Source organism: Novosphingobium sp. MBES04 (assembly GCF_000813185.1).
GTDB lineage: Bacteria > Pseudomonadota > Alphaproteobacteria > Sphingomonadales > Sphingomonadaceae > Novosphingobium > Novosphingobium decolorationis.
In genome coordinates this window covers 295302-309235 of the sequence record NZ_DF850488.1, presented here as the reverse complement: position 1 = coordinate 309235, position 13934 = coordinate 295302, and the positions used below count along the sequence as shown (strand labels likewise).

Below are 13934 nucleotides of genomic sequence, written 5' to 3'. Positions count from 1 at the left end.
TCAGGCCTTCAGGGCAGCGGCCTCGCGCGCATCGGCCTCGATCCTGGCGACATCGGGCGCGCCCTTGGGCACCATCCAGCTGCCGCCGACGCAGATGACCGCATCGAGGGCAAGCCAGTCGGGCGCGTTGGCGAGCGAAACGCCGCCGGTGGGGCAGAACTTGGCCGCCGCGAGCGGCGCCGAAATGGCCTTCAGCGCCGGGGGGCCGCCTGCGGCCATCGCCGGGAAGAATTTGAGGCGCTCAAAACCCATGTCGAGCGCGAGCATGACATCGGTCGCGTTCGACGTGCCCGGAAGCAGCGGGGCATCGGCCTTGAGCGCGGCTTCGCCAAGCTGCGGGGTCAGGCCGGGCGAGACCAGGAATTCGGCGCCCGCATCGAGCGCTTTTGCCATGTCGGTCGGGTTGAGCACGGTACCTGCGCCGACAGTTGCGCCGGGCACGGTCTTCATCGCCTTGATGACGTCGAGCGCGCAGGGGGTGCGCAGCGTCACTTCAAGGGCCGGCAGGCCACCGGCGACGAGCGCCTCGGCGATCGGCACGGCGTGGGCCACATCCTCGATCACGAGAACGGGAACGACAGGGGCGAGGCGCATTACGGCCTCGACGCGGGCTGCATAGTCGGACATCAGGAAAGGTGCTCCCGGACATAGGCCGCGGCGGCTCCGAAGAGGCCGGGCTGGGGATGGGTGATAAGCTTGACGGGAAGGTTTGCCATCATGTTGGCAAAGCGCCCCTTGGCGCAGAACTTCTCGGAGAAGCCGGACTTGAGGATGGTCTCGCGGATGCGGTAGCCAAGGCCGCCCGCGATGACGACGCCGCTGGCGCCCTGTGCGAGGGCGTAATCGCCTGCCGCCGCTCCCAGCGAAAGACAGAAGCGGTCAACCGCAGCGGCGGCCAGCGGGTCTTCCTTGGAATCGGAGGTGCCCGCGGTCCAGATCTCGATGTCGGTCTTGTCGACATGTGGGGTCTGCTGCATCGCGGCCAGGGTCTCGTAGATATCGACGATGGCGGGTCCCGAGACCACGCGTTCGACCGAGACGCGGTTGTGGCGCTTGCGCAGCCGCGCCAGGATCGCATCGTCGATGAGGTCGAGCGGCGAGAAGTCGATGTGGCCGCCCTCGGTCGCCTGGACGTGGTAGCCCTTCACGCCGTCGCGCCAGACATGGGCGACGCCAAGGCCCGTGCCCGGCCCGAGAACGCTGAGGGTTCCGCGCGGGGGCAGGGGGGTGTCGGGGCCTGCGAGGTGGATGAATTCGCTCTCATCGGCGCAGGCGACCGCGTGGCCCACGGCCTCGAAATCGTTGACGATGGTGAAGCTGGTGGCGCCGAGGCGCTCCTCGATCATGGCCGGGCGGATGATCCAGGGGTTGTTGGTGAACTTGATCACCTCGCCCCCGACCGGGCCGGCCACCGCGAAGGAGACGGCCTTGGGGAGCGTGCCCCCGTTCATCTGGGCAAAGGCCTGCCAGGCGAGCTGGAAGCTGCCGTGGTCCTTGGTGTGGAGCGTTGCCGGTTCACCCAGCGTGATCGCGCCATCGGCATCGACCGTGGCAATGGCAAAGCGGGCATGGGTTCCGCCGATGTCGACGGAGACAAGCTGGGTCATCTCTCTCTCCGGTTGCCCGGCCATGCCGTTATTCGGCGCAGCTTCGGGCCGTGCGATGGTCCCGGCCGCGCTCACAGGCCGGCGACCTGGAGCATGGCCGAGCCGCCCTGTTCCGCGCCGCTGGCGGACAGGCGGAACATGGCGAAAAGCTCGCGGCCCATGCCCATCGCGGGCTTGGGCGCTTCAGCGGGCGCGCGGCTGGCAAGATCGGCGGTGGTCGAAAGCTCGCCCGTCTCGGCGCAGACCTTCACGATGTCGCCATCCTGGAGGTAGGCCAGCGGGCCCCAGTTGCCTTCGACATCCGCGAGCGCTTCGGGGGTGACGTGGATCGCGGCGGGGACCTTGCCCGAGGCGCCGGACATGCGCCCGTCCGTTACCAGCGCAACCTTGTAGCCACGATCCTGCAGGATGCCGAGCGGCGGGGTCAGCTTGTGCAGTTCGGGCATGCCGTTGGCGCGCGGGCCCTGGAAACGCACGACGACGACGACGTCGCGGTCGAGCTCGCCTGCCTTGAACGCGGCGGAGACCGCTTCCTGGGTTTCGAAGACACGGGCCGGTGCCTCGATCGTCCAGCGCTCCTTCTCGACCGCGCTGGTCTTGAAGGTGGCGCGCCCGATGTTGCCTTCGACAAGGCGCATGCCGCCATCGGGCTGGAACGGCTCTGCGACAGTGCGCAGCATGGTGTCATCGCCCGAGGTTTCGGGTGCGGGCTTCCAGGTCAGCTGGTCGCCGTCCATCGTGGGTTCGGTGGCGTAGGCGCGCATGCCGCCTTCCGCGATGGTCAGGACGTCCTCATGGGCAAGGCCAGCATCGAGCAGTTCGCGCACGACCCAGGCCATGCCGCCCGCGGCGTGGAAGTGGTTCACGTCGCCCGATCCGTTGGGGTAGACGCGGGTGAGGAGAGGAACGGCCGAGGACAGCTCGGAAAGGTCCTGCCAGTCGACAAGGATCCCTGCCGCGCGCGCCATCGCGGGAATGTGGATGGCATGGTTGGTCGAGCCGCCCGTGGCGAGGAGGCCCACCATGGCGTTGACGATGGCCTTTTCATCGACGACTTCGGCCATCGGGCGGTAGTCGTCGCCCTTGCGGCTCATTGCGGCGACACGGTGCGTGGCGGCACGGGTGACGGCCTGGCGCAGCGGCGTGTTGGGCGGCACGAAGGCGGCGCCCGGCATGTGCAGGCCCATCATCTCCATCATCATCTGGTTGGAGTTGGCCGTGCCGTAGAAGGTGCAGGTGCCCGCCGAGTGGTAGCTGGCGCTTTCGCTGGCGAGCAGTTCCTCGCGGCCGACCTTGCCCTCGGCGTAGAGCTGACGGGTCTTCTGCTTCTCCTTGTTGGAGATGCCGCTGGGCATGGGGCCTGACGGGATGAACACGGCCGGGAGGTGGCCGAAGCGCAGCGCGCCGATGACGAGGCCGGGCACGATCTTGTCGCAGATGCCCAGCAAGGTCATGCCGTCGAACATCGCGTGGGACAGCGCGACGGCGGTCGAGAGCGCGATGGTGTCGCGGCTGAAGAGCGAAAGCTCCATGCCATCGAAGCCTTGCGTGACGCCGTCGCACATGGCGGGCACGCCGCCTGCGACTTGCGCGGTCGCGCCCACTTCACGGGCATAGAGCTTCATCTGCTCGGGGTAGCGACCATAGGGCTGGTGGGCCGAGAGCATGTCGTTGAAGGCGGTGACGATGCCGATGTTGATCGTGCTCATCGCCGCGATCGCGCCCTTGTCCTCGCCGCTGGCGGCAAAGCCGTGGGCCAGGTTCGAGCAGGACAGGAACGAGCGGTCCGAGTGCTTTCCGGCTTCGCCGCGCACCATCTCCAGGTACGCCGCGCGGCTTTCCTTTGAACGTTCGATGATGCGGTCGGTGACGCGGTCTACCACGGGGGCGAGGTGGGTCATGGGTATTCTCCTGATCGCGCTTCACGCCGCCTGCCCGGCCGAGGGGGACGGCGCGTGCGCGTGCAATCTTCAAGTTTCCGGCCCGAAAGAAGGGCCGCGAGAGGTCGCAGGCCGGCCTTATTCGTGCCAGGTCACGCCGTCGCGCTCGGCAAGGGCGATGGCGGCGGACGGTCCCCAGCTTCCAGCCGTATAAGTCTTGGGCTCGATCCGGTGTTCCTCCCAGGTGGCGCGGATCGCGTCGATCCACTCCCACTGGGCTTCCACTTCGTCCGGCGCACGAACAGGGTCTGGTCACCTTCGATCAGGTCGAGCCAGAGGCGTTCGTAAGCGATGCGCCGCTGCGGTCCGGCAAAGGCGTCGGGCATCGAGATGGCCAGCGGGATTGCGCGCAGGCCAAAGCCCTCACGGTCAAGCCCGGGCATCTTGGCCATGAGCGAGAGCGTGATGTTCTCGTCCGGCTGGAGCGAAATGACGAGGCGATTGGGCACCGTGCGCGCGCCGCGTCCCGAGAAAATCGAGTGGGGCACGTCGCGGAACTGGACGACGACCTCGGTCGTGCGCTTGGGCATGCGCTTGCCCGTGCGCATGTAGAAGGGCACACCCTGCCAGCGCCAGTTGTCGATGTGGGCCTTGATCGCGACGAAGGTCTCGGTGCCGGACGGTTTGCCCAGTTCCTCGTCGTAGCCGGGGACGGCTTCGCCGTTGATGGCGCCTGCGCGGTACTGCCCGGTGACGGTTTCCTCGGCCTTGATCTGGCGCAGCGAGCGCAGGACCTTGACCTTTTCATCGCGCACCGTCGTTGCCTCGTAGGAGACGGGCGGCTCCATCGCGACGAGCGCGAGGAGCTGGAGCATGTGGTTCTGCACCATGTCGCGCAGCGCACCCGAATCGTCGTAGTACCCCACGCGTGATTCCAGGCCCACAGTCTCGGAGACGGTGATCTGGACGTGGTCGATGTGCGCTGCGTTCCACAGCGGCTCGAACATGAGGTTGGCAAAGCGCAGCGCGATCAGGTTCTGGACGGTTTCCTTGCCCAGATAGTGGTCGATGCGGAAGATGCGGTCCTCGGGGAAGGCCGAGGCAACGGCATCGTTGATGACCTTGCTGGAGGCAAGGTCGATGCCCAGCGGCTTCTCGAGCGCGATGCGCACGTTGGGGCCAGCCAGGCCGTTCTGTTCAAGGCCGCGGATCGTCGGCTCGAACAGGCTGGGCGCGGTCGAAAGAAAGATCGAGAGGCCCTGCTTGGGCTCGCCCACCTTGGCCGCGAGCGCCTTGTACCCTTCCGGGTCGTTCGCATCGAGTTGCTGGTAGAACAGGCGGTTGAGAAAGGTCGCCATGCCGCCGCGGCGTTCGGGCGCGAGGAACTGCTCCAGCGATTCGCGCGCGAAGTTGCGAAACGCCTGGTCGTCCATCTCGGAGCGCGCGGTGGCGATGATCTGGATATCGGGATCGAGCAGCCCTTCGGCATCCAGCGCGCAGAGCGAGGGCAGAAGCATTCGACGCGAAAGGTCGCCCGTCGCGCCGAACAGGAGGAGTCGATCGGAAGTGAATTTGGTCACGTAAGCCTTTCCACCTGAGGCCGAGCTCCTCCTCCCGGCCATCGTGAATCTTGTGTCACGGCCTCTTTGGACCACGCGGGCGCAGCATATCAAGGGTATATGTCATCCGCTAGGCAGTTGCTCCGTTTTGAATGCAGCTTGCACCCCACGCGGGGCGCAGATGTGCAAGATGCATCGCACGGCCTTGCCGCTTGCCACAGGACTGTCGTCTTGCGCCTCTAGCAAGGCTTGCTGATCGTGTGGCGGCGTTGCATGACGGAGTTTCCGCTGCAGCGCTGTTCGGGGGGTGAGAGCCTGAAGCGGGAAAGCCCTTGGGGCAGGGGCGGGAAGCTGGTGGATGAAGATTGAGGATACGCGATTGATGGTCATCGAAGGGGTGGATCTGCTGGAGCATCTCCAGACACCGGCGGTCATGGTTGCGCGCGGGCAGGTGCGCTTTGCCAATTCGGCGGCGAAGGACCTGTTGGGCGCGCACATCGTCGGGCAGGACGTGCGCATTGCGATCCGCGACCCCAAGGCGGTCGCCGCGATCCTCAGCGAAACAGGCGGTACGGCCCGGATCTCGGGGCTTTCCACCGGGGGTAGCGTGTGGGAAGTGGATTGCAAGGTGCTGCCCGGCGGTGACCGGATCGTCAGCCTTTATGACCTTTCCGAGCGAGTGAGCGTGGCCAAGTCGCATGCGGACTTCGTTGCCAACGCCAGTCACGAGCTGCGCACGCCGCTCGCCAACGTGATCGGCTACGTCGAAACACTGATGAACCCCAAGGCGGGCGGCAACGAGGAACTGCGCGAACGCTTCCTTGGCACGATCCGCCACGAGGCGCAGCGCATGCAGGCGCTGATCTCGGACCTCATGTCGCTCTCGCGCATCGAGGCGGTCAAGCACGAGGTCCCTTCGGACAGCGTCGACATGGTCCAGCTCGCCCAGGAAGTTGCCGGGGAATTCCGGAGCAGCGCCACGATCGAGCTGGTCGTCAACGCAGAACACGCGGTGATCGCGGGGGACAAGGGTCAATTGCTGCAGGTCCTGCGCAATCTCATCGACAACGCGCTCAAGTACGGCAAGGCGGACGGCACCGTGCACCTTTCGGTGGAGGTCGCGCGCACCGGCTGGGTGCTGGTCATGGTGCGCGACGAGGGTGAGGGCATTGCGCCCGAACACCTGCCCCGCGTGACCGAGCGTTTCTACCGCGCCGACAACAGCCGCAGCCGTGCGGCAGGCGGCACCGGACTCGGACTTTCCATCGTCAAGCACATCGTCGAGCGTCATCGTGGCCGATTCGATATCGACAGCCGTCCTGGCGCGGGCACGACCGCGTCGCTGATGCTGCCGCTGCGCGAAAATTGATTTAAGTACGAAGACAAGCACTTGAGCATTTGAACGCGTCGTTGCTTCGGCGTTCGCCCCTCTGTTGCTGGATCGTGTCATCAAAGTGACATTTGCTGGTCATAGTGGCGTCGCCGGACAGACACATCGACGTTAGAAAATGAGGTCTCGGGTTGCGTTCAGTTCTTGGAATTTCGGCAGCGGCCGTAGCACTCGTGCTGGCTGGTGGTGCCCCAATCGATGCCTATGCCGCGGATGGCGCACAGGCAGGTGCGGATAGCGCCGTCGCGCGCGAACTTGCGGAGATGCGCGCGCAGATGGCCCGCATGGCCGCACGTATCGCGGATCTGGAAGCCCAGGTGGCGCAAGCGCCCGCTGTGCCAGCGGCCGTTCCTGCCGCGGCTTCGGCGCCTGCGCTCGCGGCCAGCGCCCCGGCAAGTCCTGCTCCTGCGGTAGCCTCCGCAGCGGCCCCCGCCAAGGCGGCCTCGCCCGACGTGAAGATCAAGTTCAAGGGCGGTCCCGAGGTCACGACCTCAGATGGCTGGGCTTTCAAGCTGGGCGGACGCCTCAACCTCGATGCGGGCTACATCGATGCGCCTGACAGTCTGGGGCCGAGCGACGGCTTCGGCAGCGAAGTGCGCCGCGCGCGTCTGCGCGTGACCGGCAAGATACCGGGCGGCTTTGGCTACAAGTTCGAGACCGAGTTCGCTCCCGGCGCGGCCAACTTCACCGACGCCTACGTCAGCTACGAGGACGGCGGGCTCGAGATCATCGCGGGCCAGCACAACACCTTCCAGGGGCTGGAAGAGCTCTCGAGCAGCCTCAACACCTCGTTCATCGAACGCGCGGCCTATACCGACGCCTTCAACTTCGAGCGCCGCATCGGCATCTCGGCCCAGTACAGCACCGGCGACCTGCTGCTACAGGGCGGCATCTTCTCGGACAATGCCGAGGATACGCCCAACAAGAACTTCAGCGTGGACACGCGCGTCGTCTATGCCCCGAAGATCGGCTCGGCCCAGGTGCACCTGGGTGGTTCGTACCACTACGCCAAGCTGCCCGAGCAGGGCTCGGCCGTGCGCTACCGCCAGCGTCCCTTCGAACACTTCACCTCGACCCGCTACATCAACACCGGGCTCTTCTCGGCCGACGCCGAGATTGGCTATGGTCTGGAGAGTGCGGTCATCGCCGGGCGCTTCCACGCGAGCGCGGAAGGCCACTGGCAGCACGTTTCGCGCCCGGTGGGCGACGCCGATCCGACCTTCTTCGGTGGGGCCATCGAAGTGGGCTACTTCCTCACCAAGGGGGATACCCGCGGCTACAAGCACGGCACCTTCGACCGCGTGAAGCCCGCGCGTCCGGTGGGCGAGGGCGGCTTCGGGGCGCTCCAGGTGAACTTGCGCTACGATTATCTCGACCTCACCGATGCGGGGATCGTGGGCGGCAGCCAGAAGGGCTATGAGGCTTCGCTGATCTGGACACAGACCGACTACACCCGCCTCATGCTCAACTACGCGCGCCTCGATTACACCGATGCGTTCTATCAGACCGCGGACGGCAGCCGTTCCTACGGGGTGGATGTGATCGCGATGCGCGCGCAGGTCGACTTCTGATCCTGTACTGACAAACGGGAGGCGCAGGAGCGATCAGCACCGCCTGCGCCTCCCGGGTCCTGACCTTGCGGGTTTTCCTGTCCAAAAGGAGGAGGAAATCCCGACCTTTGCGCGCCCGGTGCAGCTTGCATCGCTTCGGGGCACGCCCTAGACCCGCAGCGGGATGGCCAGCCCAGGAGGGGCTGGCCGCCTGCGCGGAAGACCAACTTAGACCGAACCTGACACGACCTATTCCGGGCCCCGCCGAAGAATGTCATGCTTTCGTCATGGAAGTGTCATTCAAGGCCAATAGGGGCGTCGGCACGTCCAGACCAAGGGATATCTTCATGCGATCCATCAGTTCTCTCGTCCTCGCCGCGGCTTCGGTGTTCGCGCTCAGCGCCTGCGGTAGCTCGGGCGGCGGCGCCTCGGGCGCGCGCGACTACGTGACCGCCGTCGGCTCCTCGACGGTCTATCCCTTCGCGACCGCGGTTGCCGAGGACTTCGCCCGCAGCTCGGGCAGCAAGTCGCCGGTCATCGAATCGACCGGCACGGGCGCGGGCATGGAACTCTTCTGCCAGGGCGTCGGCTTCGACTTCCCCGATGTCGAGGACGCCTCGCGCCGGATGAAGAAGTCCGAATACGAAACCTGCAAGGCCAACGGCGTCACCGAGATCATGGAAATCCAGGTTGGCATCGACGGCATCGCCTTTGCCGAGGCCAAGGATGGCCCGGGCATGGCGCTGACGCCGGCCGACATCTACAAGGCGCTCGCCGCCAATCCGTTCGGCAAGCCCAACACCGCCAAGACCTGGAAGGACGTGAACCCGGCGCTGCCCGACATGCCCATCCTCGTCTACGGTCCGCCCTCGACCTCGGGCACGCGTGACGCGCTCAAGGAACTGATCCTGGAAGCGGGCTGCAAGACCGACGCGGCGACCAAGGCGCTCAAGGACAGCGACAAGGACAAGTACGAGGCGACCTGCCACCAGATCCGCGAAGACGGCCCCTATGTCGATGCGGGCGAGAACGACAACCTGATCGTTCAGAAGATCTCGCAGAATTCGAAGGCCGTGGGTATCTTCGGCTACTCGTTCCTCGAAGAGAACGGCGACGTGCTCAAGGGCATCCCGATGTCGGGGGTGACCCCGACCTACGCCTCGATCTCCGACTTCTCCTATCCCGGCGCACGTCCGCTTTACATCTACGTGAAGAAGCAGCACATGGCCCCGATCAAGGGCCTTGCCGATTACGTCGCCGCCTGGCCCAAGGCCTGGGGCCCCGACGGCATCCTCAAGAAGAAGGGCATGGTGATCTCGCCCGATGACGTGCGCGAAAAGAACGCGAAGGTCATCGCCGAGGGCACGCTCCTCGACCCGAGCGAACTGAAGTAAGAAGGACCGGCTGCCGGCCATGATTTTGACAGGAATTCTCCTGGCCGTAGTGGGCCTCGGCCTCGTCGGCTGGTTCGTGGGGAGGGGGCGTGCGCGCCTCCTCTACGACGGGCGCGGATCGATGCACTCGATGCCCAACTATCATGGCTGGCACCTGGCGCTGTGGATCGTGGTCCCGGCGCTTGTCGTCTGGGCCGTGTGGTCGGGCATCCAGCCCGGTCTCGTCGAAGGTGCGCTGCTGGCCGATCCGGCCGCTGCTGCGCTCCCTGACAACGCGATGCACCGCAGCGCGATCATCTCGCAGGCCTACCTCCTCGCCAACGATCCTGGCGCGGCCGTCTTCGCCTCCGAGGCGCAGGCCCTTGCCGCGCCGCTGCGCGCGATCATCACCCGCTTCTCGCTGATCGGCGCGCTGCTGGTCTTGATCGTCGCCTTTACCGGCGGCGCCTACGGTTTTACCCGCATTCGCGCGCGCTTCGAGGCGCGCACCCAGGTCGAACGCGTGGTCATGGGCGTGCTCCTGCTCGCCTCGCTGATGGCGATCCTGACCACCTTCGGCATCGTCGCCTCGCTGGTGTTCGAGGCCGGGCTGTTCTTCAAGGACGTCTCGCCGATCGCGTTTCTCACCGGCACCCACTGGTCGCCGGGCAACGCGATGGGCGCCGACATCGACGAGAACTTCGGTGCGGTTCCGCTGTTCTGGGGCACGATCTACATCGGCGCGATCATCGCCATGGCGGTTGCCATTCCGCTCGGCCTGATGAGCGCGGTCTACCTCACGCAGTACGCCTCGCGCCGCGTGCGCAAGTGGCTCAAGCCCATCCTGGAGATCCTCGCGGGCATCCCGACTGTCGTCTACGGCTACTTCGCCGCGCTGACGGTGGCGCCGATGATCCGGGATTTCGCCGCTTCGATGGGCGCGCACAACCCCTCCACCGAAAGCGCGCTGGCCGCCGGTCTCGTCATGGGCGTGATGATCATTCCCTTCGTGTCCTCGATGGCCGACGACGCGCTGGCCGCCGTGCCGCGCGCGATGAGCGACGGCTCGCTGGCTCTGGGCGCGACCCGTTCCGAGACGATCAAGAAGGTGCTGCTTCCCGCTGCGCTTCCGGGCATCGTTGCGGGCGTCATGCTGGCAATCAGCCGCGCCATCGGTGAAACGATGATCGTCGTCATGGCGGCGGGCGCGGCGGCCAACCTTTCGGCCAATCCCCTCGATTCGATGACCACGGTCACCTTCCAGATCGTCCAGCTCCTGACGGGCGACCAGGAATTCAACAGCCCCAAGACCCTGTCGGCCTTCGCGCTGGGCCTGATCCTGTTCATCGTCACCCTCGTCCTCAACATCATCGCGCTGCGCGTGGTGAAGCGGTTCCGGGAAGCTTATGAGTAATCCAACCTGGCAATCGCCCGAGGCGCAGAAGCGCCTTGCGAAGCGGCACGCTGCCGAACGCCGGTTCAAGGCCCTGGGGCTTGGCGCCGTCGTCCTCTCGGTCGCGTTCCTGGCGCTGCTCCTTGTCATCATGCTCAAGAATGGGCTGGGCGGCCTCGACTGGTCGTTCCTCTCGGGCGCGGACTCCACCAACCCGGATCTCGCGGGTGTGTGGGGCGCGGCCAAGGGCTCGCTCCTGACCATGGTGGTGACGCTACTGCTGGCCTTCCCGATGGGCGTGCTCGCCGCGATCTACCTTGAGGAATTCGCGCCCAAGAACAAGTGGATCGACATCGTCGAGGTCTCGATCAACAACCTGGCCGCCGTGCCCTCGATCATCTTCGGCCTGCTGGGCCTTGCTGTCTTCATCAACACGCTGCACCTGCCGCGTTCCTCGCCGATGGTCGGCGGCCTGACGCTGGCGCTGATGACGATGCCGGTCATCGTCATTTCCGGGCGCAACGCGATCAAGGCCGTTCCGCCCTCGATCCGCGAGGCCGCCTACGGCATTGGTGCAAGCAAGGTGCAGACGACCTTCCACCACGTGCTGCCGCTGGCGCTTCCGGGCATTCTCACCGGCACGATCATCGGCATGGCCCGCGCGCTGGGGGAAACTGCGCCGCTGCTGATGATCGGCATGCGCGCCTTCGTCGCCACCCCTCCGGGCGGCGTCACCGACCCTTCGAGCGTGCTTCCGATGCAGATTTTCCTGTGGTCGGACGAGATCGACAAGGGCTTTGTCCAGAACACCTCGGCTGCCATCATCGTCCTGCTGGTCTTCCTGCTGGCGATGAACGGCCTGGCCATATACCTTCGAAACAAATTCGAGGTCCGCTGGTAGGATTATGACCGAACCCAAGCTTATTGCCCGCAACGTCGACGTCTTCTACGGCGAGAAAAAGGCGATCGACAACGTCTCGATCGACATCGACAACGGCATCGTCACCGCCTTCATCGGCCCTTCGGGCTGCGGCAAGTCCACGTTCCTGCGTTCACTCAACCGCATGAACGACACCATCGCCGGCGCGAAGGTGACGGGCGAGATCCTGCTCGATGGTGAGGATATCTACGCGGCCTCGATGGACCCGGTTGCCCTGCGCGCGCGCGTGGGCATGGTGTTCCAGAAGCCCAACCCGTTCCCCAAGTCGATCTACGAGAACATCGCCTACGGGCCGCGCATCCACGGGCTTGCCCAGGGCAAGGCGCAGATGGACGAGATCGTGGAGCGCTCGCTCACCAAGGCGGGGCTGTGGGACGAGGTGAAGGATCGCCTCTCCGATGCTGGGACCGCGCTTTCGGGCGGCCAGCAGCAGCGCCTGTGCATTGCGCGCGCCATCGCGGTCAGTCCCGAGGTCATCCTCATGGACGAGCCGTGCTCCGCGCTCGACCCGATCGCGACCGCGCGCATCGAGGAGCTGATCGACGAGCTCAAGGACACGTACGCCATCGTCATCGTGACCCACTCGATGCAGCAGGCCGCGCGCGTGTCGCAGCGCACCGCCTTCTTCCATCTGGGCCACCTGGTCGAATACGGCGAGACGAGCGAGATCTTCACGACCCCGCGTGAGGATCGCACCAAGGACTACATTACCGGCCGCTACGGCTGATAGCTTCAGTCCCGCTAGACCCCTGCAAAAGGGGCGCGGGCCAACAGGGACATTCGTATGGTTGATCATACCGTCAAGGCCTTCGATTCCGAGATCGGTCAGCTGCGCGGCCTCGTCGCCGAAATGGGCGGCCTCGCCGAAGTGGCCATTCGCGACGCGATCAAGGCGCTGACCCAGCACGACGACGAACTCGCCCGCGAGGTCGTGGCCAACGACGCAAAGCTCGACGCGCTCGAGGCCGAGGTGGACCGTCTTGCCGTGCGCACCATCGCGCTGCGTGCGCCCATGGCCGACGATCTTCGCGACGTCATCGCCGCGCTCAAGATCTCGGGCGTGATCGAGCGTATCGGTGACTACGCCAAGAACATCGCCAAGCGCATCGACGCGCTTGACCGGGCGGCCAACATCGATCCCGTGACCCTGGTCCCGACCATGGCCGAGATCGCCGAAGGCATGGTGCGCGACGTCCTCAACGCCTATGGCTCGCGCGATGCGCAGCTGGCCGTCGAGGTCATCCGCCGCGACGCCAAGCTCGACCACTTCTACAACACGCTGTTCCGTTCGCTGCTCACGCACATGATGGAGAACCCCTCCACCATCACCGTGGCCGCGCAGATGCTGTTTATCGCGCGCAACCTCGAACGCATCGGCGACCACGCGACCAACGTGGCCGAGATGGTCTACTACGCCGCGACGGGCGAATACTGCACCGAGCGCGACAGCCAGACCGACGATACCGGCGGCTTCGCCTGAACCTTGTGAACCTGATCCGGGGGGCGCCGGGCAGGTGCCTCCCCCAGCTAGGGAAGATCCGATGAACCCCTCGGTCCTTGTTGTCGAAGACGACGTCGCCTTGTGCGAACTGCTCACCTGGAATCTTTCGGCCGAAGGCTATGACGTGCGCAGCACGGGCGATGGCGAGGAAGCCCTCGTCATGGTGCGCGAGCAGGCGCCCGACGCCATCGTGCTGGACTGGATGATCGAGCAGATCCCGGGCATCGAGGTCTGCCGCCAGCTGCGCAAGAGCCAGGAAACGGCGCAGATCCCCGTCATCATGGTCACCGCGCGCGGCGAGGAAGAGGACATGATCCGCGGCCTCAAGACGGGCGCCGACGACTACATGACCAAGCCCTTTTCCCCGCGCGAGCTGATGGCCCGGATCGAGGCGCTGCTGCGCCGCTCGCGTCCCAGCCTTGCGGGCAACGTCCTGCAGTGGGGCGATATCGAGCTTGACGCAACGAGCCACCGCGTGCGCCGCGGCGGCGAGCCGCTGCACCTGGGCCCCACCGAGTTTCGTCTCCTGCGCTACTTCATGGAGCGTCCCAACCGCGTGGTCTCGCGCCAGCAGATCCTTGACGGGGTGTGGGGCATGGACTCCGACATCGACGAGCGCACGGTGGACGTCCACATCCGGCGCCTGCGCAAGGCGATCAACCGCGACGGCGAAGCTGATCCCATCCGCACGGTCCGTGCGGCGGGTTACGCGATGGACGTCAACTGAATATCCGCCGGGGG

The 13934-nt window shown here is 65.8% G+C and carries 11 protein-coding genes and 1 pseudogene; 8 read left to right on the top strand and 4 right to left on the bottom strand.

Annotated features, from left to right (window positions below):
* The 4 genes and pseudogenes from eda to zwf form a co-directional block, all read right to left on the bottom strand.
* Positions 1 to 627, bottom strand: a complete 627-nt coding sequence (gene eda / locus MBENS4_RS01300) for a bifunctional 4-hydroxy-2-oxoglutarate aldolase/2-dehydro-3-deoxy-phosphogluconate aldolase (protein ID WP_039388198.1) — start codon at positions 625 to 627, stop codon at positions 1 to 3.
* The gene (locus tag MBENS4_RS01295; RefSeq protein WP_039388195.1) at positions 627 to 1607 is read right to left on the bottom strand and encodes a glucokinase; all 981 of its coding nucleotides are present in this window, start codon (positions 1605 to 1607) and stop codon (positions 627 to 629) included. Before MBENS4_RS01295 ends, eda begins: the two co-directional genes overlap by 1 nt.
* A 71-nt stretch (positions 1608 to 1678) precedes the next feature.
* Entirely contained in the window at positions 1679 to 3508 is a 1830-nt protein-coding gene (gene edd / locus MBENS4_RS01290) for a phosphogluconate dehydratase (protein WP_039388193.1), read from the bottom strand.
* 117 nt (positions 3509 to 3625) lie between these two features.
* Positions 3626 to 5067 (bottom strand): annotated as a pseudogene (gene zwf, locus MBENS4_RS01285) (glucose-6-phosphate dehydrogenase).
* Positions 5068 to 5404: 337 nt separating this feature from the next.
* Between zwf and MBENS4_RS01275 the strand changes: the two are divergent.
* From MBENS4_RS01275 to phoB, 8 genes are all read left to right on the top strand, one after another.
* Positions 5405 to 6415 carry a sensor histidine kinase gene (locus MBENS4_RS01275; protein WP_239026356.1) on the top strand — a complete coding sequence of 337 codons (1011 nt, stop codon included), beginning with the start codon at positions 5405 to 5407 and terminating at the stop codon, positions 6413 to 6415.
* Between the two features lie 152 nt (positions 6416 to 6567).
* A complete protein-coding gene (locus MBENS4_RS01270) occupies positions 6568 to 8007 on the top strand; it encodes an OprO/OprP family phosphate-selective porin (RefSeq protein WP_052321922.1) in 1440 nt (479 codons plus the stop codon).
* Positions 8008 to 8333: 326 nt separating this feature from the next.
* Complete coding sequence (locus MBENS4_RS01265) at positions 8334 to 9380, top strand: substrate-binding domain-containing protein (RefSeq protein WP_039388189.1); 1047 nt, start codon at positions 8334 to 8336, stop codon at positions 9378 to 9380.
* Between the two features lie 19 nt (positions 9381 to 9399).
* Positions 9400 to 10773 carry a phosphate ABC transporter permease subunit PstC gene (gene pstC, locus MBENS4_RS01260; protein ID WP_039388188.1) on the top strand — a complete coding sequence of 458 codons (1374 nt, stop codon included), beginning with the start codon at positions 9400 to 9402 and terminating at the stop codon, positions 10771 to 10773.
* Positions 10766 to 11653, top strand: coding sequence for a phosphate ABC transporter permease PstA (gene pstA / locus MBENS4_RS01255; RefSeq protein WP_039388187.1), 888 nt, complete (start codon positions 10766 to 10768; stop codon positions 11651 to 11653). Before pstC ends, pstA begins: the two co-directional genes overlap by 8 nt.
* A gap of 4 nt (positions 11654 to 11657) precedes the next feature.
* Positions 11658 to 12419: a phosphate ABC transporter ATP-binding protein PstB gene (gene pstB, locus MBENS4_RS01250; RefSeq protein WP_039388185.1), complete on the top strand. Its 762-nt coding sequence runs from the start codon at positions 11658 to 11660 to the stop codon at positions 12417 to 12419.
* 57 nt (positions 12420 to 12476) lie between these two features.
* On the top strand, positions 12477 to 13172 hold the full coding sequence (gene phoU, locus MBENS4_RS01245; RefSeq protein WP_039388184.1) for a phosphate signaling complex protein PhoU: 696 nt from the start codon (positions 12477 to 12479) through the stop codon (positions 13170 to 13172).
* Between the two features lie 61 nt (positions 13173 to 13233).
* Positions 13234 to 13920 (top strand): phosphate regulon transcriptional regulator PhoB, encoded by a 687-nt coding sequence (phoB, locus tag MBENS4_RS01240; protein WP_039388183.1) that lies wholly within the window; start codon positions 13234 to 13236, stop codon positions 13918 to 13920.
* The last annotated feature ends 14 nt before the right edge of the window (positions 13921 to 13934 follow it).

Coding starts and splice junctions, on each gene's coding strand:
- eda (WP_039388198.1), bottom strand. CDS start 627: ATGTCCGACTATGCAGCCCGCGTCGAGGCCGTAATGCGCCTCGCCCCT.
- MBENS4_RS01295 (WP_039388195.1), bottom strand. CDS start 1,607: ATGACCCAGCTTGTCTCCGTCGACATCGGCGGAACCCATGCCCGCTTT.
- edd (WP_039388193.1), bottom strand. CDS start 3,508: ATGACCCACCTCGCCCCCGTGGTAGACCGCGTCACCGACCGCATCATC.
- MBENS4_RS01275 (WP_239026356.1), top strand. CDS start 5,405: ATGAAGATTGAGGATACGCGATTGATGGTCATCGAAGGGGTGGATCTG.
- MBENS4_RS01265 (WP_039388189.1), top strand. CDS start 8,334: ATGCGATCCATCAGTTCTCTCGTCCTCGCCGCGGCTTCGGTGTTCGCG.
- pstC (WP_039388188.1), top strand. CDS start 9,400: ATGATTTTGACAGGAATTCTCCTGGCCGTAGTGGGCCTCGGCCTCGTC.
- pstA (WP_039388187.1), top strand. CDS start 10,766: ATGAGTAATCCAACCTGGCAATCGCCCGAGGCGCAGAAGCGCCTTGCG.
- pstB (WP_039388185.1), top strand. CDS start 11,658: ATGACCGAACCCAAGCTTATTGCCCGCAACGTCGACGTCTTCTACGGC.
- phoU (WP_039388184.1), top strand. CDS start 12,477: ATGGTTGATCATACCGTCAAGGCCTTCGATTCCGAGATCGGTCAGCTG.
- phoB (WP_039388183.1), top strand. CDS start 13,234: ATGAACCCCTCGGTCCTTGTTGTCGAAGACGACGTCGCCTTGTGCGAA.